This is a genomic window from Scardovia wiggsiae F0424 (genome assembly GCF_000269605.1).
In the GTDB taxonomy this organism is placed as follows: domain Bacteria; phylum Actinomycetota; class Actinomycetes; order Actinomycetales; family Bifidobacteriaceae; genus Scardovia; species Scardovia wiggsiae.
Window position 1 is genome coordinate 892,442 of sequence record NZ_AKCI01000001.1, and the last position, 24,319, is coordinate 916,760.

General features: G+C 53.1%; 23 protein-coding genes. 9 read left to right on the top strand and 14 right to left on the bottom strand.

Translation table 11 applies throughout. From position 1 onward, the window contains the following. Position 1: 1 nt before the first annotated feature. On the bottom strand, positions 2 to 1,606 hold the full coding sequence (locus tag HMPREF9156_RS0104015; protein ID WP_007147509.1) for an ATP-dependent nuclease: 1,605 nt from the start codon (positions 1,604 to 1,606) through the stop codon (positions 2 to 4). Positions 1,607 to 1,651: 45 nt separating this feature from the next. On the opposite strand from HMPREF9156_RS0104015, the gene HMPREF9156_RS07265 reads away from it, so the two are divergent. From HMPREF9156_RS07265 to HMPREF9156_RS0104040, 4 genes are all read left to right on the top strand, one after another. Then, entirely contained in the window at positions 1,652 to 2,791 is a 1,140-nt protein-coding gene (locus HMPREF9156_RS07265) for a helix-turn-helix domain-containing protein (protein WP_231198063.1), read from the top strand. A 247-nt stretch (positions 2,792 to 3,038) separates the two neighbouring features. Continuing rightward, entirely contained in the window at positions 3,039 to 3,497 is a 459-nt protein-coding gene (locus HMPREF9156_RS0104030; protein ID WP_007147511.1) for a hypothetical protein, read from the top strand. A gap of 362 nt (positions 3,498 to 3,859) precedes the next feature. Continuing rightward, entirely contained in the window at positions 3,860 to 4,123 is a 264-nt protein-coding gene (locus HMPREF9156_RS0104035; RefSeq protein ID WP_007147512.1) for a hypothetical protein, read from the top strand. Position 4,124: 1 nt separating this feature from the next. Further along, positions 4,125 to 4,994, top strand: coding sequence for a hypothetical protein (locus HMPREF9156_RS0104040; protein WP_007147513.1), 870 nt, complete (start codon positions 4,125 to 4,127; stop codon positions 4,992 to 4,994). Positions 4,995 to 5,136: 142 nt separating this feature from the next. On the opposite strand, the gene HMPREF9156_RS0104045 is transcribed toward HMPREF9156_RS0104040, so the two are convergent. The 5 genes from HMPREF9156_RS0104045 to HMPREF9156_RS0104070 all read right to left on the bottom strand — a co-directional run bounded on the left by HMPREF9156_RS0104045 (position 5,137) and on the right by HMPREF9156_RS0104070 (position 8,981). Then, on the bottom strand, positions 5,137 to 5,535 hold the full coding sequence (locus HMPREF9156_RS0104045; protein WP_231198064.1) for a hypothetical protein: 399 nt from the start codon (positions 5,533 to 5,535) through the stop codon (positions 5,137 to 5,139). Between the two features lie 69 nt (positions 5,536 to 5,604). Continuing rightward, positions 5,605 to 5,814 (bottom strand): hypothetical protein, encoded by a 210-nt coding sequence (locus tag HMPREF9156_RS0104050; RefSeq protein ID WP_007147515.1) that lies wholly within the window; start codon positions 5,812 to 5,814, stop codon positions 5,605 to 5,607. A gap of 1,284 nt (positions 5,815 to 7,098) precedes the next feature. Continuing rightward, positions 7,099 to 7,347 (bottom strand): hypothetical protein, encoded by a 249-nt coding sequence (locus tag HMPREF9156_RS0104060; protein WP_007147518.1) that lies wholly within the window; start codon positions 7,345 to 7,347, stop codon positions 7,099 to 7,101. A gap of 565 nt (positions 7,348 to 7,912) precedes the next feature. After that, positions 7,913 to 8,152: a hypothetical protein gene (locus HMPREF9156_RS07270; RefSeq protein WP_231198065.1), complete on the bottom strand. Its 240-nt coding sequence runs from the start codon at positions 8,150 to 8,152 to the stop codon at positions 7,913 to 7,915. Positions 8,153 to 8,510: 358 nt separating this feature from the next. Next, positions 8,511 to 8,981, bottom strand: coding sequence for a GNAT family N-acetyltransferase (locus HMPREF9156_RS0104070; RefSeq protein ID WP_007147520.1), 471 nt, complete (start codon positions 8,979 to 8,981; stop codon positions 8,511 to 8,513). Positions 8,982 to 9,328: 347 nt separating this feature from the next. Here HMPREF9156_RS0104070 and HMPREF9156_RS0104075 point away from each other — a divergent pair, with 347 nt between their 5' ends. The 4 genes from HMPREF9156_RS0104075 (at position 9,329) to gdhA (ending at position 14,551) form a co-directional block, all read left to right on the top strand. Then, the gene (locus HMPREF9156_RS0104075; RefSeq protein WP_007147521.1) at positions 9,329 to 11,665 is read left to right on the top strand and encodes a DUF4037 domain-containing protein; all 2,337 of its coding nucleotides are present in this window, start codon (positions 9,329 to 9,331) and stop codon (positions 11,663 to 11,665) included. Between the two features lies 1 nt (position 11,666). Then, positions 11,667 to 12,356, top strand: a complete 690-nt coding sequence (locus tag HMPREF9156_RS0104080) for a DUF4125 family protein (RefSeq protein ID WP_007147522.1) — start codon at positions 11,667 to 11,669, stop codon at positions 12,354 to 12,356. Positions 12,357 to 12,526: 170 nt separating this feature from the next. Further along, positions 12,527 to 13,081 (top strand): amidohydrolase family protein, encoded by a 555-nt coding sequence (locus HMPREF9156_RS0104085; protein WP_007147523.1) that lies wholly within the window; start codon positions 12,527 to 12,529, stop codon positions 13,079 to 13,081. 120 nt (positions 13,082 to 13,201) lie between these two features. Further along, positions 13,202 to 14,551, top strand: coding sequence for an NADP-specific glutamate dehydrogenase (gdhA, locus tag HMPREF9156_RS0104090; RefSeq protein WP_007147524.1), 1,350 nt, complete (start codon positions 13,202 to 13,204; stop codon positions 14,549 to 14,551). A gap of 58 nt (positions 14,552 to 14,609) precedes the next feature. Here the strand turns inward: gdhA and HMPREF9156_RS0104095 are convergent, their stop codons facing one another. The 8 genes from HMPREF9156_RS0104095 to HMPREF9156_RS0104130 all read right to left on the bottom strand — a co-directional run bounded on the left by HMPREF9156_RS0104095 (position 14,610) and on the right by HMPREF9156_RS0104130 (position 23,054). Beyond that, positions 14,610 to 14,906 carry a hypothetical protein gene (locus tag HMPREF9156_RS0104095; protein ID WP_007147525.1) on the bottom strand — a complete coding sequence of 99 codons (297 nt, stop codon included), beginning with the start codon at positions 14,904 to 14,906 and terminating at the stop codon, positions 14,610 to 14,612. Continuing rightward, on the bottom strand, positions 14,899 to 15,246 hold the full coding sequence (locus tag HMPREF9156_RS0104100; protein ID WP_007147526.1) for a hypothetical protein: 348 nt from the start codon (positions 15,244 to 15,246) through the stop codon (positions 14,899 to 14,901). Before HMPREF9156_RS0104100 ends, HMPREF9156_RS0104095 begins: the two co-directional genes overlap by 8 nt. Beyond that, on the bottom strand, positions 15,237 to 15,893 hold the full coding sequence (locus HMPREF9156_RS0104105; RefSeq protein ID WP_017147486.1) for a hypothetical protein: 657 nt from the start codon (positions 15,891 to 15,893) through the stop codon (positions 15,237 to 15,239). Before HMPREF9156_RS0104105 ends, HMPREF9156_RS0104100 begins: the two co-directional genes overlap by 10 nt. Then, positions 15,884 to 16,540 (bottom strand): hypothetical protein, encoded by a 657-nt coding sequence (locus HMPREF9156_RS0104110; RefSeq protein ID WP_017147487.1) that lies wholly within the window; start codon positions 16,538 to 16,540, stop codon positions 15,884 to 15,886. Before HMPREF9156_RS0104110 ends, HMPREF9156_RS0104105 begins: the two co-directional genes overlap by 10 nt. Continuing rightward, positions 16,531 to 18,639 (bottom strand): hypothetical protein, encoded by a 2,109-nt coding sequence (locus HMPREF9156_RS0104115; RefSeq protein ID WP_007147529.1) that lies wholly within the window; start codon positions 18,637 to 18,639, stop codon positions 16,531 to 16,533. The genes HMPREF9156_RS0104110 and HMPREF9156_RS0104115 overlap by 10 nt, the downstream gene beginning before the upstream one ends. 73 nt (positions 18,640 to 18,712) lie before the next feature. After that, complete coding sequence (locus tag HMPREF9156_RS0104120; RefSeq protein WP_007147530.1) at positions 18,713 to 19,924, bottom strand: hydroxymethylglutaryl-CoA synthase; 1,212 nt, start codon at positions 19,922 to 19,924, stop codon at positions 18,713 to 18,715. Beyond that, a complete protein-coding gene (locus HMPREF9156_RS0104125; protein ID WP_007147531.1) occupies positions 19,924 to 21,675 on the bottom strand; it encodes a hydroxymethylglutaryl-CoA reductase in 1,752 nt (583 codons plus the stop codon). Before HMPREF9156_RS0104125 ends, HMPREF9156_RS0104120 begins: the two co-directional genes overlap by 1 nt. Then, entirely contained in the window at positions 21,675 to 23,054 is a 1,380-nt protein-coding gene (locus tag HMPREF9156_RS0104130; protein ID WP_007147532.1) for a thiolase family protein, read from the bottom strand. The genes HMPREF9156_RS0104125 and HMPREF9156_RS0104130 overlap by 1 nt, the downstream gene beginning before the upstream one ends. A 208-nt stretch (positions 23,055 to 23,262) precedes the next feature. Here HMPREF9156_RS0104130 and HMPREF9156_RS0104135 point away from each other — a divergent pair, with 208 nt between their 5' ends. Then, positions 23,263 to 24,315 (top strand): aldo/keto reductase, encoded by a 1,053-nt coding sequence (locus HMPREF9156_RS0104135; RefSeq protein WP_007147533.1) that lies wholly within the window; start codon positions 23,263 to 23,265, stop codon positions 24,313 to 24,315. The last annotated feature ends 4 nt before the right edge of the window (positions 24,316 to 24,319 follow it).

Below are 24,319 nucleotides of genomic sequence, written 5' to 3' on the forward strand. Positions count from 1 at the left end.
CTCAAGCGCTCTCGATATCGTCGAGCAGGTTCATGATGCTTGTGATTCTCGAAGCAGTTGTTTTATCAAGAATATTCGCCACCATGATCGCCCCTTGAGTCTTGTACTTGCTCTTGCTTCGGAGGAAGTTGGCGAGGTCAGCCCCGGTTGGCGAGGCGTTCGCGCCCGTACGCTTGACGTTGCTCAACTCGTTTTTGCTGAATGCGCCGCTATGCTGCATCGCGTCCCACAGATGCTCAGCATCGAACGCTTTAGAGTATTCTTCTTCAAGATCTCTCTCAGAGACCCAAATCGAGCGCTTTTTGAAATCACGCTCTTCAACGCCGATGCTCTTGGAAGTTTTCTCAACGGCATCGCGGTCGATCAACACAGAGAGCTGTGCATTGAAACCATCCTCACCGAACAATTTCCAGATGACGCCCATGTCGCCAGCACCTTCAGCCTCAATCACACTAACCCCTAGACGATCTAGATCACGTCCGGTGAGTTCGGCGACTCGCTCGAGGATGATTCGATCTGCTATTCCCTCGACGGCGACGACATGACGGGCGGTTAACGGCTCCAGTTTGTTTCGTACCCACCATCGAAGCACGGCGCGTTGATCATCATCAAGAAGTCTACTTGTTGGTTGAATGACTCTACCGCGGTCTCGTACCGACACGATCAGTTCGGGATCAAACGCGCTCACAATATCAGACGAGTGAGTGGCGATGATCTTCTGGTTATCGCCATCCTTCAGCAGTCGAGCCAGGCTTCGCTGACTGCTGGGGTGCAGATGAATCTCCGGCTCATCAATAGCGACGATGTTCGCTCCATTCGAGACGAGGTCGTACAGCGCGATGGCATAGAGCGCCCGTTTTCCATCCGACTGGTCACCAATAGACTTTCCGTGGACTTGAAGTCGTACGCCGTTCAGAACGTCATCGTTCGCAATGGCTCCCGGGATGAACGTTAAGTCGTCTCTATCGATCCGCTCGGGAAGCGCGGTACTGAGCTGACTGGACATTTGTCCGCGAAGGTCAGATAGAACATTCGAGTTTTGGAGCTGTTCGCCGATCGCACCTAGTAGGTTGTCGAACCTATCCTGTTCGTCGCCCAGTTCCACGCCTGCAAGCACTTCATCGAGAAGAGTACGGCGATCATCGTCAAGGGTACGAGCGCGATCATTGGCATTCAACAGCGTCCAGCCGATAGCCCGCAGCTGCTCGCGCGAGATCTGTCGGCCTATATTCTTATTGGGCACAGTGCGATTGATCGACAATGTCTCATTGTCATCGAAGGTAGCTTCGAGACGTACGGTCAGTGTCAGTTCGGCTTCGCCTGTCGGGTCAACGGTGATCTCATCCGCAAACAGTGCCTTCTCGTCGTCTGAGAACCCACAAAGGTCAGCCTCGACAGAAAGAGGCAGACCGGGATCCCGAAGATCGTCAAGCGTGATCTGATTGTACAGCTGGGCCGTGCTTGCGCCGAGCAATAGGTTGAGACAACGCAACAACGACGATTTACCCACGTCATTCGGCCCAATGAGCACCATATGGCGTCTCACTTCCAGTTCCAAGTCCTGCAGACGGCTGTGGTTTTCTACTTTGACTCGCGCGAGATGCATAGTATGTCCTTTACATATCCCAGCTCAGATCAGCAGCCTGGGCTTGTGGTCACCGTCACGACTCTACACTCTTTCTTCGACCTAATAGTTCGCTGGGAGTACACGGTGGCGCCGAAGCACCGCTTCCGCAAGTTTGTCGTGGTCAGTAACCGCCAGCGCTACGAGGAGCTGGTAGCTCAGCGCGGCGAGACCAGTGTCTGGTACCGCCGCCCCATACCGGGCTTCGACGTGAGTGACCCCGAGGTGTTCTCGCTGGAGCAGTTCACCATCGATGGTGTCGATGTCGCCTTCCAGCGCCACGCTGACAGCACCTCACAGGTCTATGTGGTCGATCTGGGCGACGAGATCATCCGGGCAGGCAAGCCGGTGGTCGTGGCTTTCCGGTTCCGTACCAGGACCCGCCAGCAGGGGCATGTCGTCCACATCGACATTGACCGGCCGACCAGAGGACTGGACATCGAGTTTCACTATGGCGATGCGGCTGTCGCCGAAGCCAGGATGCTTGACTTCGCCTCGATCGGTGAGGGAGGACGTGTCGAAGACGATCGCGGTACTCAGACGCTGCGCTACCGCTACGACGGCTGGCTGTTCCCCAGAGCCGGCCTGGTCTTCTTCTGGAGCCTTCCAGAGGCCGGCGCCCCAGCGAGGACGAGACTCAGCTACCCCATCATGGCACCACAGACGCCAGCGACACGCATCCCGTCCATGACTACTGGCGTACCAGCAAGCGACAGCGACCCTCAGCACAAGACACCCGTTCAACCAAGGCGGCCTGAGCGGGCATGCTCGTGCCGGACCGGTGGGATGACCCACCTCACGGTTCAGTCGCCGCCCATAGCGCTCACCTCCTTGATCGGCCGGATCGGGCAGCAGCAGGATACATCGTCTTTAGACTCATCGTCTCTGGATCGAAAGTCATGGGGCCTATGGGATGTGGTGGTGCCCAGCCTCAGCCCCAAGTCGCCGCTCTCCGCCATCACTGGCGAGTTCGGTAGGCGGGTGCGCCTGCGCCGCGAGGAGCTGGAGCTGTCCCAGGAGAAGCTGGCTGAGCGCTGCGAACTGCACTGGACCTACATCGGCCAGGTCGAATGTGGTCAGCGCAACCTCAGCCTGCACAACATCGTGCGTATCGCCAAGGGCCTGGTCAGCGATCCAGGGGAGTTGGTGCGAGGGTTGGGAGCGTAGAGGCTCGCCACATCAGCCACGCCTTCACTGATGTCCTGGGTGTGCACCGTACCTCCATGGGTGGTGTTGAACGAGGAGAACGTAACCTCACCCTGCAGAGTTTGGAACGCATCGCTGCTACACTGCACATCGATCCGACGGAGTTGTTGCAGCGGCGAGGAGAGCAGTCCGAAGTCAAGACCCCTCGTCACCCATCTCGGTAAAAAAACTCATTTTACCCGTTCAACCCAAAAGAAAAGAGGATGTCATGGATCCCGTCCTGGAAAAGCTCCTGGCAGATCTTGCTTTGATTGCCGCCAGAAATACTGCTTCAAGTATATCAACAAAAGTATCAGCCATCCGGGCCAAAAAACAGGATGCACAAGCAATCAATGAACTGTGCGAGATAATTAACGACCTCGTTTCCGACAGAGAACAGCTTCTCGGGATCTCGCGCGGTCTTGAAGAACAATTCACTGCGCAGCACATTAGCGACGATGAGATCCGACATCTCATCGAAACGGTCATCCCCGCCATCAAGAACTTTATATCAAAGATTGGTGACGAGTCGGCGCTTCAGGCGATAGACCAATTCACCCCCGTTGCTCTCTACAGACATGCTGGCAGTTCTCCAGACAGTCGGATTCAACTACTGTGCAGCGATCGGAGAGCCGCTCACGGAACTTCTTCGCTCCTTTATCCTCTCCAAAACGACACCCAGCACTGAAGAAAGGCGGGAATTGGAGTTAGAATCAATCAAGCAGCAGACTGAATTGCTACGTATGGTCAACGACCCGAAGGCTCACGCGCGGTATAGAAAACTGTCGACCGACACAATTTAAATGCTCTTCAACAGAGTGTTCACTCTCTCGGCCGGTGGTGTACCATCTACGATGTGCATCTCCCCGCCACCCTCAACGTTCCCAGTGCCGTGAAGCACCGACGGACCTACGTCGGCCTCGACCATGTGACAGGCAAGGTCGCAGGGCTCGGTGTGCCGGGCTTGGTTTTGATCATCGCGATGGGCGCGACCGGCTACACTGGCGCCGCCGTGCTAACTGCTGCCCTGGCTGCGCTTGGTCCTGGGGTATGCTCGGCGGCATTGTGACGTTTGGATTTGGCGTACTGATTTCGGACGCTGGCGACAGGTACGGTATTTCCGCAATCGTGCTGGCCGTCGTTAAAGAACTACACCGTCGCGGCGAAACGAAGGAAACGATTATCGACAAGGTCGAGCGGATGCCGCTGTCGCTGGGCTTGAAGGCTGCGATCACGCAGATACTCGATGAACTCGAACCTGTTTCTGGGGAAGAGCTAACGTTAGACGACACACCTTCTACTAGCAGGGCGTGACATGACCAGACATCGAAAGTCTGATGGCCGCTATGAGCTGCTGCTGCACTTCAGGCGGTACAGTAGCAGCTCGGTGGTGGCCAGCTTGAGGCGCACGCATGAGGTGCGAACTGAACGCATCCGCCCCATCGACGAACAGTTTCCATACTGGTTCGATGGTGTTGATGAGGTGATGGCCGGACTACAGTCTATCCGGTCGAAGACAGCCTGTAACGAGCTCAAGACGCTACTCGGTCGTGTTGAGGACGAAGTGCTTCGCAGCATCGAAGCTATCCTCAGGGATGCTGAACAGACGCTCAATGACTCTTCTCGTGTCTTGATGGAGATCGAGGTCCTCCTGATGGAGTGGGCGCTCGATCCTAGCCGCATCGAGAGGCGGGGTAAAGCTACTGAACATGAGCGACACTCGACATACGGCTTCGGCAAAGTGCTTCAGCGCGTTAAGCAAAAGCTGAAGGTTGATGATGGTCTGGATATGCCGGAACGGAAGGAATACGACATTCATTCGCAGGCGCTTCATCCGTCGCCAGGGACAGCCGACAGACTCCTGGACACATTCGAGCATCAGACATCGGAGGTGGTCGCGCATGTTGGACGTATCTTCCGTAGAACACTTGACGCTGTGCGTACCTCCGGATCTCCGGAAGAGATCGCAGAGGAAGAGATCCTTTTCCCTGGAGAGGCATGGGAGCGTCTTTATCGGGTGTTCATTATCCAGCGAGATTACTATCTCGCAGCCATGCTGGCGTCGCGAGGAATGCGTATGATGCCTCGGCAACCGCACCCAAAAGGTACGCAGCGAGTGGTTCCAGTTGACTCAGGCTACAGCAAGGGCGCGTCATTCTTCAAGCAGATCACGGAGACCTCTTGAAGTATGTTTGGTTGTTAGCGGGGTTGCCACAACTCGACAAGACTCATGACGGATGCCCGCGAACTCCACGGACTGTTGTGGACATGGGAAGCGAGCTGTCGATGGGGGCCGAGCCGCTGCCATCGACACAATCCCTATCCGCCTATTCTTCAATCATACCCTTCACGGCGCCATTGGCTATCGCCGTCGTAACGGCTACAGCCATTGGGTTAGAAGTGAAGACTGATAGCTTCTCACGAAGCTTTTGCCAGACACTCGAGGAATCTTTGCTCATCGACTGGTCTGCTGCGACAAGGAACTCCAGTTCCGTGATGGCTCTACCCAGATCGAATATCTCGACGATTTCGAAATCATCAAGACAGGAGCGGACATGCTCTAGCATTCTCAGGATGTGAACCCGGAGTCGTTCGTCCAAATCGTCATCATTTTTAAGTGCTGTGGCAACCTCAACGAGTAGTTCATTAATGCGAGATACGTTCGGATCCAAACGGCAGTAGCCTGACATTTCGATCATTGGAATAAGGGCCTTAAGCATAGGCATACTATCCAACGTGGATGACGTGTTTTGCCAGGAGTATCCATAGTGCAGCACCGACCTCAGCCAAGCACCTCAAGCATCTTTGTACACCGTCATCTCGTGCCCGGCACCGCTTAGACTCTCCAGAACTTCACGCAATGCCAACAGATGTCTAACTGCAGCACAGATTTCTTCGATACCCTCCGGTTCGCCCAACTTGCGTTGAGTATCAGCGCGACCAGGGCGTGACGACCATGTTTCAAACAATGCAAGAAGCTCTTTGGCTGGATTGGTGGCAGGCATTGACAAGAGTCTCCTAAATTCTACTATGCTAAGCAGATGATTGGAACGCAGGGCAGAAGCAAGGCGGCGTACCTTGAAGTTAGGCTAACTGACACCCTCTTCTATCCGCCTGCCACATTATAAGCAAAGAAATAGTGTTGCAAACGCAGTATAATGACGCCGACAGCAATGCACCGCCGGTAACAACTACAGAAAACAGTTTTACCAAAGACATGGATGAACTAAAAGTTGCCAATACGCCACTCAGAAATACGAAAAGCGAGATGATGCCAAAAGTTAGTCTACTACGAACGCAAACAAGAGACGCGATATCATGCTGGAGATCGCGAGTGAGGAATGCCGCTCCCATTGCGAGCAGCCCCATGATACTAGTTGGGAATATTGATATTTTTTGATCGCAGAGAAGAGAAATTAGAACTTGGATGAGACATGCAATATAAGCTCCTGATAGTAGCGTTGAAGGCATAATAAATGCGGTTCGTCGCGGCATATAAATCAACTGCAGCCGAATCGCTCTTTCATCGACGCCATTCTCCGAACTCCGTACTAACTCAATCAATTGCGGTGTGAGGACAGAGCGGATATCCTTGCTGTCGTAATGGATTTTTGGATCCCGTCGATCAATAAGACAAACTTTTGACATTTTCATGCCGGGGGGCGCTTCAACCCTAACATGTACACGTCGATCCTAGCCGTCAAATCCTGTGGCCCAGACGTCGTGCTTATAGCCAGATCTCACCGGCTTTAGAGGCCCAGGCTCGAAATCGTTTGCGTACGTGAGGCGACAGCTAATTACCTGCAAGTCGACATCTTGCTTGACGTCGACATAAACCAGAAAAATGTAAGAGTGGATGAACGCGCTTAACAGTTCCTTATCAACTCGCTCCATGAACTCACTCCAACAGGCGAAACGACGCATCTTCGCCCACTGAGATGCTGTTAGACTACGTTCCTCGAGGTTGGCTCAAAAATCCTAAATTGTTCGATGAATCGTGTTGAAGCGAGTCACATCTGAGTTCGCAAGAGTCTCATACAACTCAGATGAAAGTGATTCAAACGCAGCGACATACTGTTTTAGCAGAAGAGCGAGATCAGCGCTCGCCATCAAAATATTCTGAGCGAACTGCGTATTTTCACTGCGAGTCGCTACAGGCAGGCGACCACCAGTACCGCTCTTAGCATCTACAGTGACAAAATTTCCATCCCTCGGGAGTGGCGAGCGCGGTTGAAACCATAGATAATTCCAAAATTCTATTCGAAAATGTTAGGTTGACAGGAGATACATCAGTCCTCATCAAAAATGTAAGGGAAAAAGGGTGGATTATCCACAAAAGCGGCCTTGCTTGCCCTCATCCCTTCTTCTTGGTCGCGGAGTCCCCGTGGGACTCGAGTTGCTCTGCTCGCCTGTTCCTGGAATCGAAGCAGTCGATTGTCTAAATCTGCAATAAAGGCCTGCGGATCAGCATCGAAATCAGCAAGTTGGTCGGCAACATCTTGGGTGGCAACTGATTCAACTATGGCCTGCGCGCCCATCTCTTTACCCCGTTCTTGGTCATGAGATTTAATCTCATCAATAGCCTTTGGTCCACTGTCTTCATGACATGCGCAATCGCGTGCGCGTTGTTCGGTAACATACGTCGCCGGGTTCAGCGGTTACCTGCGACCAGCTCTCGGTCGTCGCTTCGTTTTTTGGAGTATATCCTCGTTCCATACACTCCACATATACCAAGAATGGCGCATTGAGTCAATGAGGGTGACTGCAAAATCAGTGTTGTTCTGGGTGTTGTGGGAGTAGATGGTTGGTTCGATAAACGCCATATATTTCAGTGGCGTGGTGTGAGGAATAAAAGCGCACCGATTGCGTCCGAACGACCCCCCCCCGGGCTGTCGTTCGGCGTACCGAGTGTCCACTCGGTCGTTCCATCGTGCGTTCATTTCGCTCTGTCTCGCATCGTCGCTCGTTGTGTGGCGACTTGGTTGTCGTCAGTGTAAGTGCGAGGGTGACCTGCTGGATGACGCCATGCCGCGGCGATGGGCGCCCTGCCAAGTCTCCTGGCAGAGTCCAGGCCCAACCACTGAGTGCCACTCACACCTCACCTCACCCCCGTAGCACCTTCCGCGCCGTGTCCTTGCTGATGCCGAGCTGCTGGGCTGTGCCCTTGACGGTCCCGATCGTCTGGTAGGTCTGACGAACCCGCTGGCAGAGGGCCTCGTCCTGGAGGCTGGTCCGCAGCGTCAAGCCCGCCCGCTTCAGGTGGGTGGCCACCGTTTCGCGGTGGAAGCCGAACTGCTGGGCGATCTCCTTGACCGTACAGCCGCTGCGATGCAGCTGGACCATCTCATCGACGACCTCAGGCCTCAGGCGGCGGTTGATGCGCCGAGGGGCGGGTCCAGAGGGCTTGTCTGCGCCGTCTGAGGATGTGGTAGCACTGGCCTCCGCCTGGCGCACCGCCTTGGCGTCACCGCGCATCGAGCGGCGAGCAGCCCCTCCAGCGGTGTCTCCCTCCGGCGGCAGTCCCCACCAGCCATGTCCTGCTGCTGCACCTGCTGGAGCTGCCGCACCACCTCTAGCACATGCTGCATCACGTAGCGCCAACACTCGTCCCAGAGGTTTGAGTGCGATAGGGCTGGGCCGACCTGCATGGGGGGTACCTTCAGTGCCTCCCTGTTTTCCATTTTCAGAGCCGTTTGTTTTGTTATTTTAGGCTTCCTGCCTTTAATCGGTAAATATCTAAAGTACTGTCCCTCCCCAAAAAAATAAAACCATTACGTTCAGCAATCCTTTTCGTTATTCCCTGCCCGGGGCTGCACTCAATAACCAGATACCCTGTCTTCTCTCCCGCATACGCTACCAATGCTTCAGTAAGTTCCTGGGCATATCCTTTTCCCCATTCATCTTTTCGCAGTACCCACCCTATCTCATAAGATTCCTCATCATATGGATGGAAAATGACATAACCGATAAATTTTCCACGCCAATCATCAACGGCATAGATCAGAGGCGGCCGGGAAAGCCCCGCCTGATTGAGGAGCAGCGCTGTTTTATCTTTTGAGTAAGGCTTCTCAAGATATCTCATCACCTCCGCATCAGACAGGAGCTGATAAAGGCTTTCGGCATCATCCTGCCTGAAATCCCGGATGACCAGCCTTCTGGTTCTTATCTGCATTCAGCGGCCTCACACATGTTTTGTTATCTGTTTATTATTTACTATTTTGTTTTTGATCCGTTTTTCATTCTAACAGCAGCCCTGCGGACATATCCCATCGATATCCCGCCGCGCCGTGTTCTCACCCTCTGGTGGTAAAACACGCAGATACAAAAACTATTTTGGCAGTTTTCCACATTTTTTGTTTTCGTATCTGCGTGTTTTACCACCAGAGGCTGCATATCAGTGACAGCTTTACACTGGAAGCAGCTTCGCAACGGCAGCAGCTGCACATCATTATTGGATAGCCGCATGCTGCCTTCCACCGCTGCGTGCTGCAATACCTGTAATCATCGTCAGGCGATACCATGGCAGGTATGAGCAACACCAGTGCTGACGAATACAAAGACGAGTACGGCGGCAGCGAATGTCATGCCGGAAACATGGCTGCCCCTAAGCCTCCTGAGCCTGGACCCGGTACCTCCAGAAACCGGGACGGAAGCACCGGCGCTTACGTAAAAGGCGGGGATCTTCCCGATTTCGATCCGCAGCGTTTCCTCTCGGGGCTTGACGCTATATATTCCAGGCATGAAGGCGCTTCCAAAGCCGAACCGTACATGACTCAGGCGCTTGAGCGGGCCGCCGAAGCCGGAGATGAGCCCGGGCAGCTGACTGTGATCAACGAACTCATGGGATTTTACCGCTCCCAGTCCAGGCATGAGGACAATATCCGCCTCGCGCATACTTCTCTTGACCTCGCGCTTCACATGGGGCTTGAAGGAACTGCCCAATGGCTTGCAGTGCTTATCAATGCCGCGACAGCGATGCGCGCTGCCGGGCATTATGATGAATCCCTTGAGCTTTATGAGCAGGCGCTTTCGGCAAGTACAACAGTTCCTGATGCAGATCCGCGCAATATTGCTGCACTGCATAACAACCTTTCTATGCTCTATTCAGAAACCGGCGATCTTGGGAACACCCTGAAGGAGCTCAGAAAAGCGCTTGATATGATAACACTGGCAAGCCCTGATCCCGCGAATGATATTGATATCGCCACTACGAAAACTAATATCGCCCTGCTGTTTCTGCAAAGGCCCGCGGAAAATGGGGGCGGCGGAAACCACCGCGAAGAGCACGGAAACCGCAGTACAGAAAACGGCGAAAGCTCCGGAAACAATGCGAAAGGCACCAGCGGCACCGACGACTGTACAGACTGCGGCTCCGCTGTTTACAGCAGGGATATCCAGGAAGCCCTGGATTATGCCCGCGAAGCCCTGGAAATATACCATCATGATCCGTCACTTAGCCTGACGGACAGCGCCCACTATGCTTCTGCCCTGGCAGGATACGCCCAGGCTTTGCTGATGTCGGGCGCTGCAGCTGAGGCACAGGAATTTTATGATAAAGCACTGCAGCATATCTCTAAGGCCTACGGTACACAGAATGACTATTACCGTACGACCCTTGCCAATGCCCGATCTGCCAGGGAAATCGCCGAAAAACAGGGGCAGCAGGCAAATACTGCAGATCCGGTAACACCTGTACCGCGCATAACAAAAAGCATGACAGCAGATATGGCCTCAAGCCCTGTAACGGGTATGGCAGAAAATACAGCAGCAGAGGGCACGGCAGCAGGACCTGCAGCGGGCATAGAGGAAGCCTCTGCAGAGAGCATGACGAAGAGCCCCGCAGCGAACGTTAAAAACCCCGATATCACAGGGCTTGAATTGTCACAACGATACTGGGAAAAATACGGCAGGCCTCTTCTCAGGCAGAAATACCCCCAATATGCGGGCCGTATAGCTGCCGGGCTTGTGGGGCACGGTTCGGAATGTTACGGTTTCGACGACGGGTATTCGCGGGATCATGATTTTGGCCCGCGCTTCTGCCTGTGGCTTACCGATGACGATTATGCTGAAATCGGCAGCCGGCTTCAGGAAGATTATGACAGCCTGCCTAAGAGGTTTATGGGATATTCACTTGAAGCTTCTGCCTCTACCCTACGCTCGCAGGGGGAGCACAGGCGCTCGGGCGTTTTCCGGATCGGTGATTTCTTTGAATCAGTCACAGGGCTCCGGGAGGCACCCGGAGACGATGAACCGCTGCTGTGGCTGAATATAGATGAGGCAACGCTGTCAGCAGCAACTAACGGAAAGGTATTTGCCGATCCTCTCGGAGTCTTTTCTTCGCGCAGGCAGGGCTTCAAGAATATGCCCGATGACGTGCGGCTTGCCCTGATCTCGCAGCGGGCAGGCATGATAAGCCAGTCGGGCCAGTATAATTTCCCCCGTATGTCCGCGCGCGGCGATACTGCAGCCGCTATGCTGTGTATTTCCCAATTCGCAGAGGCGGTAACCTCGCTGGTATTCCTTATCAATAATCCGCTGACTGTAGGCTATGCACCGTATTATAAATGGCGGTTTGCCGCGCTGAGGAGCATCAGTGCCAGGCCCGCCACACGCCTGCCCCAGTCCTGCGGACAGCTTGAACAGCTTATGGGCAGCGCATCGGACGCAAGCCGCGGGCAGAGGGATAATCCGGCTTACGCGCACGCTAACGTACTGATATCGCAGATATGCAATGAAATTGTTGCAGAACTCAGGTACCAGGGGCTTACATCAGGCAGCGAAGATTTCCTCGAATGGCACAGGCCTTATATTGAAAGCCATATCTCGCAGGAATACCCATTCCTCAGGAGTTTATAATATGCATGAAACAGATGGAAGCATAAACAAGGCAGGCAGCAGTGCAGCAGGATCCGGCACTGTCCGGCTCACTGACGAAGAATTCCTTCACACTGCTGAAAGCATAGTCAGGCATGAGTGGGAGCAGTTCCAGCGTGTTGATAATAAAGGCGGCAGGGCACTCTGCCAGGGTAACTGGCCGGTATTCCATCAGATGCGCATCAGCCAGTTCCTCACATGGGACGCTCCCTTGCTGCTAAGCTACGCGCAGGACCTCAACGATGCCGATGTTGCCGGGCGCAACCTCCTGACCGAGAAATATGCGCGGATGATGGGATCTACCGATTCTGTGTATTATCATCAATATCTCGAAACTTTTATGCCCGTCCTGAGCAGGCAGCGCATTGCACAGCAGGAGCATATTATCGTGCAGCAGCTCACATGGGCACGTGATTTTAAGGACAGATATCCCAGGCTCGGGCAGAAAATGCGCACCCTTACCACGGACGGGGATTCGCCTGAGAATACGAGCTTTGAAACATATCTGCGCGGGGAACTGGGCACATATTCTGAACGCACACTTGACCTGTATGGCATTTTTATTGAAAGCTGCATAAAAAAGGGGATCAACCTTACTGAGCAGGCTATTGGCTGGACCGTACGCATCGCCGGATTCCCAAACCTTGCCGACGCAGAAAATGCTGAAAGCTGAAAGCTGACAGTGCAAGACCGGCAAGATACAATATGTTATATTTATTAAGCAAAGATCTGTATTCCGGTTCCGCTGCACCGTTATTTAACGCTGTCCAGAATTGCGGAATATAGCCCCACGGAGGTACCGGCGGAGAAAGTTTTAAATAACTTTATAAGAAAGAATTTATTATGATTATTGATGGCCATCAGCACGTTATGCTGCCTACAACATTCCAGCTGGCCAAGATGGATGAAGCAGGAGTGGACAAAGCAGTCCTGTTCACCACTACCCCTCATGTTGAGAAGGCTGAAAAGGCTACGTTAAAAGAGATCTCCCGCGAAATGGCCGTACTGTACAACATACTTAACGGCAGCTATACCGTGGAAGAACGCTTAGCAAAAATAAAGGAAATAATTACGGAACTGAAAACCGCGATTTCCGTAGCTCCAGACAGATTTGCCGGTTTCGGGACAACACCGCTGGGGCTTTCTGAGGAAGAAACATCACAATGGGTCGAAGACTATGTTGTCAGTAATTCATTCAAAGGGGTGGGAGAATATACTCCCGGCTCCTGCAGCTGTAGCACTTCCCCGTATTACCTGTCGCAATGCTTATTACATTGCTTATTACAGATATCCGATCCGCCCTCTCCTATTCTCCCGTATATAAAATCCTATCAGAATTATCAGGAGATCTGCAGGGATAACCGCGGATTGAGACGGGATACGAGGATAGTCTTTTAATACAGTTACGATAAGTTTTGTGTTGCGGCTCCGTTACGGCGGCTGCGTAACACCATTAACAGGTAACGATATTAAATAAGACGGCAGTAAGACGATACAGCCTGAAACCTAAGGAGTGCTATGGCTTTTTCTGACCCATATCTTGAGCGTGTATACCAGCAGGCGGAACGCCGCGACGGCGGACAGCAGGAGTTCCTGCAGGCTGTACGGGAAGTTTTTGAGACATTGGAGCCTGTTATCAAGGCCCATCCGGAGTATGAGGCGAACGGCATCCTTGAACGTTTCATAGAGCCGGAGCGGGAGATCAAATTCCGCGTGACATGGGTTGATGACAATGGCAGGACCCAGGTAAACCGCGGCTACCGCGTAGAATTCAACAGCGCTATCGGGCCGTACAAAGGCGGTTTACGTTTCCACCCTACCGTTACCGAATCAGTAGTCAAGTTCCTCGGCTTTGAACAGATCCTGAAGAACTCGCTGACCGGACTGCCTATGGGCGGGGGTAAGGGCGGATCAGATTTCGATCCCCGCGGCCGCTCTGACGGCGAGGTCATGCGCTTCTGCCAGGCATTCATGACGGAGCTCCAGAGGCATATTGGGCAGTTTACTGATGTACCGGCAGGTGATATCAATGTCGGCGCCCGCGAAGTTGGATACCTTTTCGGCCAGTACAAACGTATCCGCAATGAATACACTGGGACACTGACCGGCAAGGGGCTTGAATTCGGCGGTTCGCTTATACGTACAGAAGCAACGGGATACGGCCTGTGCTACTACACGAACGATGCTATGAAAGAGCTGCGCAATGATTCTTTTGAGGGCAAAACCGTAGCGGTATCAGGCTCAGGGAATGTGGCTATTTTTGCCATTGAAAAGGCACAGCAGCTGGGAGCAGCAGCAGTCACAGCATCTGATTCTGACGGTTATGTGTATGATCCCAACGGGATTGATTTAGATGTGCTCAAAGATATCAAACTCATTGAACGCGGGCGCATCAGCGAATATGCGCAGCGAGTTCCCGGCAGCGAATACCATGAGGGCTGCTCGGGCGTGTGGGAAGTAAAATGCGATATTGCCCTGCCCTGCGCTACACAGAATGAGATCAGCGAAGAGTCGGCAAAAAAGCTGGTTTCCAACAGATGCACAGTAGTGTGCGAAGGCGCGAATATGCCTTCTACCCCAGCTGCCATTGCTGTATACCGCAGCAATGGTGTGCTTTATGGCCCGGCCAAAGCGGCGAATGCGGGAGGCGTGGCAGTTTCCGGGCTTGAGATGAGCCAGAATTCGCTCCGCCTCCAGTGGCCTTCTGAAGAAGTTGATCAGCGCCTGCAGGATATCATGAGGGGGATCGTCAGCGAGAGCCTTGCCGCAGCGCATGAATATGGACATGACGGAGATCTGATGCTGGGTGCGAATATCGCGGGCTTTACTAAGGTCGCCAATGCCATGGTCGCACAGGGAGTGATGTAGGCCTCCGGGCTATAAGCTGAGCAGCCAGTCGGACACGCAGGGAGATATGGAAGTTTTACTATCTTCCTAATATCTGATTGGCTGTCTTTCTGTCCGCTTCAGTGAGTTTATCAACAATCACCCCAATAGCAGCATCATCGCTGATAATAGCTTTGCGATATTCTTCCAGTACGCGGTCAACCACCGGAGACATGGCGTCATGGGCTCTGGCAGCAGAGTTTGAATCGTCTGCAGCCAATTCGGTAAGCGAAAACATTGTATACCCTTCGGCACCTTTAAGGCATCCGCGGGCGGTTGAAGCCCCGTCAGCTGAGGATGCGATTACCTGCTTCGCGCCTGTAGCCAAATCACCCATGATAGGTGTTCCTCCCCTCCTGGAGCTCATCAAAGACCTGACGCCGCTCCCTTCGTATACTAAAAATAACCTGTTCGAACTCGTTGTCTGCTTTTACACGGGCTTCCTCAACTCTGCACAGGATATCACCGGTCTCATTGACCAGGCCTGTATCCATGTTATATGCAGCCTCCATAGCAAATTCACGCACCTTGCGTAGATACTCGCGGCTGCTGTCCCATGCAGATTCCCATTCACGTTCGCTTTTTTTCAATGCGTCATACAGCTTTTCGCGCCTGAGACGAAGCTGCCTCGCCTCATCCTCTGAAGACGATGGACCAGTCATACTATTCATCGCCATGTCTGCCCCTCTCTCCCTGAACGGTGCGCAATAAAATCCCAATTAGTGTATGTGCTATTTTCAGGCACAGGCTCACCCGCCCGATGTGAAACACTGCCATCCGGATTGATTCCCACTTCCACATACTTCAACTTCGCCGGTTCCCCGAGCCATTTTAAAAAAGCACGCATTCCAGCAGGCCACTTCAGCTTGCCGCCAGCCGCATACACATATGGGGGATCTTCCAGAAAAGATTCCATCCGCCTCTCTGAAGGTATCTCACGGCCGGGATGCACCACTTTATACCGTGCAACCGCAAGCGGAAAAACTTTCTTCGCAGAATCAGAAAAAACATACCGCACACATTTGACCCTGGGAGATACACCATGCCCGCAAGAGGCTTGCACCAGTGTAATATCCGATAACCCCTCATCAGCTAACGGAGACCTTGATACTACGTAATCCAGCTCCACAACCTGCACGGACACTGCCGCATCAAGGTACTCCTGCGGACGATGAACCGCTTCAGCCACCTTATCCCATACCACACGTCCAACACTGAAACCAACAAACCCGGTAAAACAAACCACAGCCACCGCCATCACAGAAACAATAATATTCTCCCAGCGGATACGCTCACCAACCTTAAAGAAACCCTTTACCGCCATGTTTGCCCCTCAAACTTTTCAGGATGCTTAATATAAAACCAATTAGTAAAATCATTATCTTCAGGCACAGGCTCACCCGCCCGATGTGAAACACTGCCATCCGGATTGATTCCCACTTCCACATACTTCAACTTCGCCGGTTCCCCGAGCCATTTTAAAAAAGCACGCATTCCAGCAGGCCACTTCAGCTTGCCGCCAGCCGCATACACATATGGGGGATCTTCCAGAAAAGATTCCATCCGCCTCTCTGAAGGTATCTCACGGCCGGGATGCACCACTTTATACCGTGCAACCGCAAGCGGAAAAACTTTCTTCGCAGAATCAGAAAAAACATACCGCACACATTTGACCCTGGGAGATACACCATGCCCGCAAGAGGCTTGCACCAGTGTAATATCCGATAACCCCTCATCAGCTAACGGAGACCTTGATACTACGTAATCCAGCTCCACAACCTGCACGGACACTGCCGCATCAAGGTACTCCTGCGGACGATGAACCGCTTCAGCCACCTTATCCCATACCACACGTCCAACACTGAAACCAACAAACCCGGTAAAACAAACCACAGCCACCGCCATCACAGAAACAATAATATTCTCCCAGCGGATACGCTCACCAACCTTAAAGAAACCCTTTACCGCCATGTTTGCCCCTCAAACTTTTCAGGATGCTTAATATAAAACCAATTAGTAAAATCATTATCTTCAGGCACAGGCTCACCTACTTGATGCATAGTACCATCAGGATTCCTGCCAGCCGCCACATACTTCAACTTCGCCGGCCGCATCAGCCACTTCATAAACTCCTGTACCTGCTTTCTATTCTTCTTTAGGCTGCCCACAAGGTTATTCATAACATCATTAAAATCAACCCTGACATGTGTCCGCCGGTAATACTCTTCAATTGCAGCATTAACAAGCGAAGTATTTGTATACAGCTTATTGCACGTCTCAGCTGTAGTGTGGTTTCGGACTGTCCCCGAGCTCCATCCGTAAATGTTCAGACGCGAATCGTCGCGGATGATAGCACGCTTTGTACCATGTATATCATTAGTTTTATCGTTTATCTTCCTGGCAAACCTCTCCCATTCTTCCTTCTTAACTTGGGCATCGTGGATTCCAATTCCTGCACTGATCAATGCTGCCACGAAACCAGCCACATAGCTTACTCCAGAAGCACCGCCAAACATTTCTTTTATTACCTCGCTTCTCAGTTCCCCAATCACCCAGTCTGTCACACTGCCAAACGTCTTTTTAGCTATACCAATATTCTCATTATTTGAACCAACTATTAAGAAATGTTCAAGGGCATATACAGACTGGGGATTGCCAACTATCCCCAGACTCACCGTACGGAAAATAGACCCCGTATCCGAATGCCTGATCTCACTTTTTTCCCCTACGATCCCATTGAACCGGGTCATTACATATGCCGCATCATAATTGTTGTCGGCTTCATCCTTTTTATATTTTCCTGGCTGGATGCTGAACTTAAATTTAAGGTTATACCCTTCCAACGTCCAGATGCTCTTTGAAGCCATACTGTTAGCCTGCATTATCACAGAAGCCAGCCTCTCATGATCCAGTATAGTTTTCCCATACTTTTCATCTTTCAAAAACACCGCATCATTATTACACCGGGAATCCGCATATACACTTAATAAATCGAGCAATACTGAACCCTGATATTTCCAGCAGGGCCTGTCTATACTTTTTCTTCCCGGCCCGATAGGCACCCGCGGTATCTGCAACTCCACGAACCTTGACAGCGCTGCCCAGTCTTTAGCAGCATACATACTATCAAGTGCTGCCGTAATGTTATGGACATCTGCAGCGGTAAAGAAATACCTGGGAAGGAGTGCCAGAACGGAACAATTGATACTGTTAAGCTTGCCCTTATCGTATATCTCCGGCGCGCCTACAGTATCATCAGCAAATATATCGCGCACAGCCTTTTTAAGCTTTTCACGCTGAGCAGGATCCTTCACCCTGCTATCGATTATCCTATCTGCATCTTTGATCCGCTGACGGGAAAATGCCCGGTCTATCTCATCCCGCACCCCAGCCGGGAATACCCATCCATTCCCTTCAGCTGCAGCAGCTTCGGCGGAAAGTACTTGGGAAAGCATGCCCTTCTCTGATACCATTGCTGCGGCAGAGGAATAAATATCCCTCTGTTGTACAGTATAATCCCTATAAACAGTCCAGATCTTCTGCAGCACAGCAAGAAGGCGCTCTAAAGCTGCGCGGGAGAATCTTATATACGAAATATCAGCATCAACAGTTTTCATATATGCTGACCCTGCACCATCAGTCGGGTCGATATACATCTTCTCCGAGCTATTTGCCATGTCCTGCCTGCTTGGTTCAACTCCTTCAGCCGTACTCGGAATTTGGGGAGGATTGCTAAGCAAAGCGGTAACACGCCGGATACGGTCATCCAGCTGCCCGTCATCTACGAAACCGCATGCTTTATCTGACAGCAGGAGCCCCTGTGCCAGATTTACATGCCTCTGTACAGCCTCAAACAGTGCAGAAAAAAACAGATAATGGGATTTAGCTACCAGACGCTGGCTGTCAAGGTGTTTTTGGACAGCATTATACGCTTTGCCCTGCAGCCCTTTATCGGCAAGGTCCATCGACAGCTGAGACACCTGTTTCTGTGCAAGTTCTATCTCAGTTTTAACTTTTGCAGCTTCATCTTTAAGATCACTGATAAGCCGGTCCCTGTATACTCGCGCCATAATCTTCCTCTTAACAGCTCAGTAGCCGAATACTTACAGGCTACCACTGCGATTGGGGAGAAACGCCGTATACTTATTGTCTCCCATAAATCCGTTCCTGATCCTTGACCTCTTTCAGGATAAAAGGGTTCCGAGGATCAGCATGCTTTATGTCCGCTGTGGAGTCTTCACTGCTGTATGGGATTGGGTTTGTAAATATTTGTTCATATTCATTAATATCCAACTTATGCCGCTGGTCCAGAAGCTTTTTATTATGCCGGGCATGCAGCCTGGCCCCAAACCCCGGCTGCAGGATCCCTGTGAACAGTTCCCCGACAGCCCCGGAACCGTAGGAAAAGAAACCGATCCTGTCCCCCGGATCCAACGACTGGTCGTTATCCAGCAAAGAGAGAAGGCCCAGATAAAGCGATCCCGAATATATATTCCCAACTCGACGCGAATATGCAATACTGCTGTGATACCTCTGCTCCAGCTGCCCGCGGGCTTCGCTGCCAACCGTACCGAGGATGGAGGAGAACGCCTTCATACCCATCTTTGTGTAGGGCAGGTGGAAGCACATAGCAGCAAAATCATCAAGCGTCAGGCCGGCTTCCGCACTGAAACGGTCCCATACCTTACGGAAAAAACCTATATACTGTTCCGTAGAATACCTGCCGCGGGCAATTGCGGAATCTGCATAGACCGGCCTCCAGAAATCGCTGATACTATGCGAATAAGCTGTAGTATACGGTTCTATAGCGAGGATATGCGGATCCTCAGAAACAACCATGGCAACCGCCCCGGCCCCCTGGGTCACCTCGCCGGGCGTACCAAGCCCATACCGGGCGATATCCGATGCTATCACAAGCGCGCGTTTCCCCGGATGGGTACGCACATAGTCGCACGCAGACATCAGGCCTGCGGTGCCGCCAAAACAGGCTTCTTTGATCTCAATACAGCGGCACCAGGAGGACAATCCTATAAGGCCATGGATAAATAACGCTGAGGCCTTGCTCGCGTCAACGCCCGATTCCGTGCCCACGATAACAAGCCCGATATCATCCGGCTGTGATTGCCGGGGCGGCTGTGCGGAACAGTACTGCGCAGAATAATACAGGACTTTCACAGCTGCCGCCGCACCCATCGTCACTATATCCTGATTGGAAGGCGCGACCGCCTGTTCATCCTGCCCTATCCCGATACTGTATTTATCAGGATCCACACCGCGTACCTCAGCAAGTTCTCTGAGGTCAATATAAAAACCGGGCGTATAGAACCCGATCGAATCAATGCCTACGGCTGCCATTAGCGGATACCGCCTTCCTCAGGTTCCTCAGATTCCTCAGGCCTTCTGCTGCCGCGGATATCTGCCAGTATTTCTACCGCAGTTTCAAGATTTTTATCACGCCCCTGAAGAATGCGGCTTACCTGTTCGATCTCACTCCCCCGCGCGCCTGCAGCCATAGCGAGTGCATTCGCATGCAACGCCATATGGCCCTGCTGGATACCCGGCCCAGCAAGGGCACGCAAAGCCGCAAGGTTCTGCACCAGTCCCAGGGAAGCAAGGACACACTGGAACTCCTGCACGGATGGATAGCCGCCGATTTTTTTAGCCAGGCGTGCCATCGGAAGGGCGCCGGAGGCACCGCCGATGATGCCGACCTGCAGCGGGATACGGATCTCGCCGTACAAATTACCCCTGCTGTTCAGGACCCATTCGCTCAAAGGCATATAACACCCTGTCCTCGCAGCGAATGCGTGGGCGCCAGCCTCAACTGCGCGCGTATCATTACCGGAAGCAAGCACGGCGGATGAAATGCCGTTCATGATCCCCTTATTGTGGGTCACCGCACGGTCAGTGTCGATCCGGGCAAGCGCAGACAGCTCCGCAATGCGCCGGGCAATAAGCTCACCGCTGCATGACCGGGTTGCCAGCGTATGCGGCTGCACTTCTACGCGCGCAGATGCGGCCGAAGCTGCGGGCACGTTATTGCTGAGTATTGCGGTGAGTGCCCTGTATCCCGTCCAGCCTTCCGCTGCAGCGGCCACAGCTTCGCATATTGTATTCACAATATTGGCGCCCATCGCATCGCACGGGTCAATAATCAGGGAAAGCTTAACAAATCCCTCCGGTCTGCAGCTACTGCAATCATACGGCTTGCAGCTATTGCAACCACTCGGCCTGCAGCTACTGCCCGGCCTGCTGCCATTCAGGCTGCCACCCGGATCCTCTCTGCCCGCTAAGCCTTCTCTGCCGGCCGATTCCCCTTCCTTAGGCATTGGGCTGCTGTAGGCCGCCGGTACATCACCGCCAAGTATCTCAACCTTATAGCTGAGCAGGCCCCCTCCGTACCCGACTATCGAAGGGTGGGCAGCATTGGCCACAGTACGGATATCATCACTATGTGTTTCAAGTATGCGGGCGATCCGCGCAGCCTCAATGCCGCCGCGAGCATCACCGGCAGCCCCGCAGCTATTGGCGCCGCTGCCGGCATAACCCTCACCAGCGTCAATAACGCCAGCATCACCGGAACTGCTGCCGCAGCTGAAAATTATCTCTCCTGTTACGCAATGTGAACCGGCCTGCGCCGCTACTCCCCCATTCGCACGGGCGATCCGCGCCCCGTTGCTGGCCGCAGCAACTACGGACGGTTCCTCCGTCACTACAGGCACCTGGTATATTTTGCCGTTAACTTCAAGGTTCCGGACTATACCCATCGGAAGGGCAAACTGCCCTATCTGGTTTTCTATAAGGTTCCGGGCGGCATCAGCATCCAGCCCTGTAAATCCGGCGATCTCCTGCATATCTTCCGCAGTAATGACGCCTTCCTGCATCAGAACCTGCAGGCGGCCCTGAGGGGATAACCGGTAGAATTTAGATCCGCGCATCTCACGCAACTCACGTACTGCGCACCCGCTGCCCGTCTCGCCATCCCCGTGCACCTCACGTACTTCGCGCTCCTCGGATCCTCCACGAAACACTGGCTCCCTGCGCTCCCTGCGCACAGCCTGTTCCCCGTGCTGTGCCTGATTATCCGGCTGTTCCTGCCTGCACATCAGCGGTCTGTCCCGTCAGCCATCCGGACCTGCATTGCCACACCGATACCGCCGCCGACACATAAAGCGGCAACACCTGTCGCCTTTTTACGCGCGCGCAGCGCATACAGCAGAGTCACCAGGATACGCGCCCCGGATGCGCCCAAAGGATGCCCCAGGGCAATAGCCCCTCCATTAACATTCAACTTATTTTCAGGGATCTCCAGCTGATCCATGACTGCAATACTCTGTGACGCGAATGCTTCATTTATTTCAAACAGGTCGATATCCTCAATAGCTGAATGCGTATTACGGAGCATCCTTTCAATCACGCGCTTAGGCGCATAACCCATAAAATCAGGGTCGATACCGCCTTCCGCGTAGCCTGATATCTCAGCCAGATAACTAATGCCGCGCTCTATGGCAAGGTCTTTGCGCATAAGCACCAGCGCAGCGGCACCGTCATTGATGCCGCTGGCATTGCCGGCAGTTACCGTACCCCGAGCCTGCACAGTATCAGCGGGACCTGCAGTATCAGTATCCTGCGCTGTACCCGCATTATCCGGAAAACCAGAATCACCACGTCCAGCCTCCCCACGTCCGGGCTCACCGCGTCCATTCTTGCCATACCCGAGTTCACCGCAGCCGGAACCGCCGGATCCTGCTGCCGCACAGCCAGGCTTCACGAAAACCGTCCGCAGGCGGCCAAGCTTCTCCATATCAGTATCGTCACGCGGGCCGTCATCCTTGTCAACAAGAATGCTGTGATCGCCGGTATGTCCGGCGGGAACAGGGACAGGGGCTATCTCTTCATCAAAAGCGCCGCTGAGCTGGGCATTCACAGCTTTGATGTGGGACCCCAGGGCAAATTCATCCTGCTGCCGGCGTGTTATCCCGAAAGTTTTCGCCACATTCTCAGCAGTCATCCCCATAGGCTGACCTGTGAAAGCATCAGAAAGCCCGTCCCGGAATATCCCGTCAACGAACTCCACACTCCCGTATTTATGCCCGGACCGCATATCCGGGGCATAGTAAGGGGTATTGCTCATGCTTTCCGTACCGCCGACAAGGACGGTATCGGCATCGCCCAGCAGGATCGCAGCCTGCCCCATACGCACAGCTTTAAGCCCTGATCCGCATACTTCATTCACCGTCATAGCAGTGCTGGAAGTATCCATACCTGACTGCAGCGCAATCTGCCGTGCTATATTCTGCCCATTATTCGCCTGAAGCACATTGCCGAAAATCGACTGGCCGATATCAGAGGCGCTGATCCCCGAACGCCGGATCGCTGCCTTTGCAGCTATCGTGCCCAGTTCCACAGCCGTGACCGATGATAACGATCCGTTAAGGGTACCGATCGGCGTGCGCGCGGCACTGACAATCACAACTTCAGCCATACTTCACCTAAAAACTGTCACAGGTCAAAATCCATAATACTTGATACGGGATATCAAGTTTATCTGGATTTATATAATACTCTCAGCCATTTAATTTTTCAGCACAATAGTTTTACGCTGCAGGCAGGCACATCCTTACGGCAGTATAATAAGGACATATCTGATACCAGGACGGTATCAGCACCGGCAGCCATCTAAAGGAGCACACATGGACCTGACCCCACGCTATAACGCAGACGATAACCGCTATGATGGCCGCATGCCTTACTCCCGCTGCGGGAAGACCGGGCTGAAAATGCCGCAGGTCTCTCTTGGTTTATGGCATAATTTCGGTGATATCTCTGATTTTGCTGTTATGCGTCAGATGTGCCGGACGGCATTTGATGCAGGGATCACCCAGTTTGACCTTGCCAATAATTACGGTCCGGAGTACGGGGCGGCCGAACGCAATTTCGGGAAGATCATGGCAATGGACCTTAAACCTTACCGTGACGAGATGCTGGTCACTACAAAGGCCGGTTTTGATATGTGGCCGGGACCGTATGGCGACTGCGGGTCACGCAAATACCTGCTGGCGAGCCTTGACCAGTCCCTCGGCCGTTTAGGACTGGACTACGTTGATATCTTTTACAGTCACCGCATGGATCCCGATACTCCCCTTGAGGAAACAATGGGCGCACTCGCGCAGGCTGTCAGCTCAGGCAAAGCACTATATGCAGGAATATCCAATTACGATGCTGCACATACCAGGGAGGCAGCAGCACTGCTGAAGAGGCTGCACACGCCGTTCGTCATCAACCAGGTGAGGTATAACATTTTCGACAGGCATATTGAGAATGACGGCACTGAAGAAGATATCCGCCGGGGCGGGCTCAAAGCGGCGGCACAGGAAGCAGGGATCAGCCTGGCTGTGTATTCCCCGCTGGCGCAGGGGCTTCTTACCGACCGCTATCTGGATGGTATACCTGCTGACAGCCGGGCAGGCCATGATCCGAGGTTCCTGCATGAAAGCGATATCCGGCTGCGCCATAACCAGATACTCCAGCTCAATGATATAGCGCGCAGCCGCGGGCAAAGCCTGGCGCAGATGGCATTATCATGGGTGCTGCGAGATGGACCGGAGGGCCCCGTGAGCACGGTGATCATTGGCGCATCCAGGCCTTCACAGATACTCGACTGCGCTAAAGCAGTTTCACAGACGGCTTTCAGCGATGATGAACTGGCAGCAATAGACAGAATAGCGCCAAAATCTGCCAGTTAGGCAT

What these genes read in the sequence shown, in the direction of transcription:
- HMPREF9156_RS0104040 (WP_007147513.1), top strand. Translation starts at nt 4,125, where the DNA reads ATGACCAGACATCGAAAGTCTGATGGCCGCTATGAGCTGCTGCTGCAC.
- HMPREF9156_RS0104075 (WP_007147521.1), top strand. Translation starts at nt 9,329, where the DNA reads ATGGCAGGTATGAGCAACACCAGTGCTGACGAATACAAAGACGAGTAC.
- HMPREF9156_RS0104050 (WP_007147515.1), bottom strand. Translation starts at nt 5,814, where the DNA reads ATGCCTGCCACCAATCCAGCCAAAGAGCTTCTTGCATTGTTTGAAACA.
- HMPREF9156_RS0104015 (WP_007147509.1), bottom strand. Translation starts at nt 1,606, where the DNA reads ATGCATCTCGCGCGAGTCAAAGTAGAAAACCACAGCCGTCTGCAGGAC.
- HMPREF9156_RS0104135 (WP_007147533.1), top strand. Translation starts at nt 23,263, where the DNA reads ATGGACCTGACCCCACGCTATAACGCAGACGATAACCGCTATGATGGC.
- HMPREF9156_RS0104070 (WP_007147520.1), bottom strand. Translation starts at nt 8,981, where the DNA reads ATGCAGATAAGAACCAGAAGGCTGGTCATCCGGGATTTCAGGCAGGAT.
- HMPREF9156_RS0104080 (WP_007147522.1), top strand. Translation starts at nt 11,667, where the DNA reads ATGCATGAAACAGATGGAAGCATAAACAAGGCAGGCAGCAGTGCAGCA.
- HMPREF9156_RS0104030 (WP_007147511.1), top strand. Translation starts at nt 3,039, where the DNA reads ATGGATCCCGTCCTGGAAAAGCTCCTGGCAGATCTTGCTTTGATTGCC.
- HMPREF9156_RS0104085 (WP_007147523.1), top strand. Translation starts at nt 12,527, where the DNA reads ATGATTATTGATGGCCATCAGCACGTTATGCTGCCTACAACATTCCAG.
- HMPREF9156_RS0104130 (WP_007147532.1), bottom strand. Translation starts at nt 23,054, where the DNA reads ATGGCTGAAGTTGTGATTGTCAGTGCCGCGCGCACGCCGATCGGTACC.
- HMPREF9156_RS0104125 (WP_007147531.1), bottom strand. Translation starts at nt 21,675, where the DNA reads ATGTGCAGGCAGGAACAGCCGGATAATCAGGCACAGCACGGGGAACAG.
- HMPREF9156_RS0104060 (WP_007147518.1), bottom strand. Translation starts at nt 7,347, where the DNA reads ATGGGCGCGCAGGCCATAGTTGAATCAGTTGCCACCCAAGATGTTGCC.
- HMPREF9156_RS0104115 (WP_007147529.1), bottom strand. Translation starts at nt 18,639, where the DNA reads ATGGCGCGAGTATACAGGGACCGGCTTATCAGTGATCTTAAAGATGAA.
- HMPREF9156_RS0104105 (WP_017147486.1), bottom strand. Translation starts at nt 15,893, where the DNA reads ATGGCGGTAAAGGGTTTCTTTAAGGTTGGTGAGCGTATCCGCTGGGAG.
- HMPREF9156_RS0104120 (WP_007147530.1), bottom strand. Translation starts at nt 19,924, where the DNA reads ATGGCAGCCGTAGGCATTGATTCGATCGGGTTCTATACGCCCGGTTTT.
- HMPREF9156_RS0104110 (WP_017147487.1), bottom strand. Translation starts at nt 16,540, where the DNA reads ATGGCGGTAAAGGGTTTCTTTAAGGTTGGTGAGCGTATCCGCTGGGAG.
- HMPREF9156_RS0104100 (WP_007147526.1), bottom strand. Translation starts at nt 15,246, where the DNA reads ATGGCGATGAATAGTATGACTGGTCCATCGTCTTCAGAGGATGAGGCG.
- HMPREF9156_RS0104095 (WP_007147525.1), bottom strand. Translation starts at nt 14,906, where the DNA reads ATGGGTGATTTGGCTACAGGCGCGAAGCAGGTAATCGCATCCTCAGCT.
- HMPREF9156_RS0104045 (WP_231198064.1), bottom strand. Translation starts at nt 5,535, where the DNA reads ATGCCTATGCTTAAGGCCCTTATTCCAATGATCGAAATGTCAGGCTAC.
- HMPREF9156_RS07270 (WP_231198065.1), bottom strand. Translation starts at nt 8,152, where the DNA reads ATGGTCCAGCTGCATCGCAGCGGCTGTACGGTCAAGGAGATCGCCCAG.
- HMPREF9156_RS0104035 (WP_007147512.1), top strand. Translation starts at nt 3,860, where the DNA reads ATGCTCGGCGGCATTGTGACGTTTGGATTTGGCGTACTGATTTCGGAC.
- gdhA (WP_007147524.1), top strand. Translation starts at nt 13,202, where the DNA reads ATGGCTTTTTCTGACCCATATCTTGAGCGTGTATACCAGCAGGCGGAA.